This is a genomic window from Saccharopolyspora sp. NPDC045941 (assembly GCF_056431445.1).
This window is the reverse complement of sequence record NZ_JBWKKU010000178.1, coordinates 1-1,014: the sequence shown is the minus strand read 5'-3', so window position 1 is coordinate 1,014 and position 1,014 is coordinate 1. Positions and strand designations below refer to the sequence as shown.

Below are 1,014 nucleotides of genomic sequence, written 5' to 3'. Positions count from 1 at the left end.
TGTCTTAGAGCCTGTTCCTAAACGCGGGTGAGGCGTTTGCTGGTGGTGTGGATCATGGCCCAGCGGACGATGGCTTCGTGGTGTTCGGGGAGTCGTTCGTAGTCGCGCACACAGCGGCGGTGCTGGTTGATCCAGGCCAGGGTTCGTTCGACGACCCATCGTCTGGGCAGGACGACGAAGCCGGTTTGACCGGCGAGTTTGGTGACGATGTCGATGGTGAGGCCGAACAGGGATTTCGCCCAGTCGATGAGGGTGCCGGTGTAGCCGGAATCGGCCCACAGGTGCCGGATGCTCGGGCAGACATACCGCAGCCGGGCCAGCAGGTTGCGTGCGGCGACACGGTCTTGCATGCCCGCGCTGGTGACCAGCACGCAGATCAGCAGGCCGAGAGTGTCCACGGCGACATGACGCTTGCGTCCGTTGATCTTCTTGCCCGCGTCGAACCCGCGGCTTGCGGCGCCAACGGTCTCGGCGGCTTTCACCGAGGCGGAGTCGATGCTGCCTGCGGTCGGTGCGGCGTTGCGCCCCTCGGCCAGACGGACACGGTCACGCAGCCCGTCGAGAACGTCCTGGGTGAGGCCGGCTTTCTCCCACGCGGCGAAGTGGTTGTACACAGTGGACCAGGGTGGGAAGTCCGCCGGCAGGGCCCGCCATTTGATGCCGTTGTCGACCACGTAGAAGATCGCGTCCACGATCTCGCGGCGGCAGTGTTTCGCCCGGCGGCCACCGCGTCCGGCCAACCAGCCCGGGGCGGGTAGCAACGGTTCGATGATCGCCCACTGGGCATCGGTGGTGTCCGACGGATACCGCCGTGACCTGTGGGAAGACTGATGCGAGGTGGCCAGCAGGCAGCACTGCCGACCCCGCGCGTGACTGATCGATGAACTCGGGCACGATGGCACCCGGGACTCCTCGGTAGAACGGATGACTAGACACCAACCGATCTACCAGGAGTCCCTTCTGGTCTCCGCATCCACCCCGGCCACCAAGATCAGTTCAGGAACAGGCTCTTAG

At 65.2% G+C, this 1,014-nt stretch carries 1 protein-coding gene; it reads right to left on the bottom strand.

Features of this window, described 5'->3' with window-relative positions; translation table 11 throughout:
* Positions 1-17 precede the first annotated feature (17 nt).
* A complete protein-coding gene (locus tag AC07FN_RS45965; RefSeq protein ID WP_478401397.1) occupies positions 18-902 on the bottom strand; it encodes an IS5 family transposase in 885 nt (294 codons plus the stop codon).
* Positions 903-1,014: the final 112 nt, after the last annotated feature.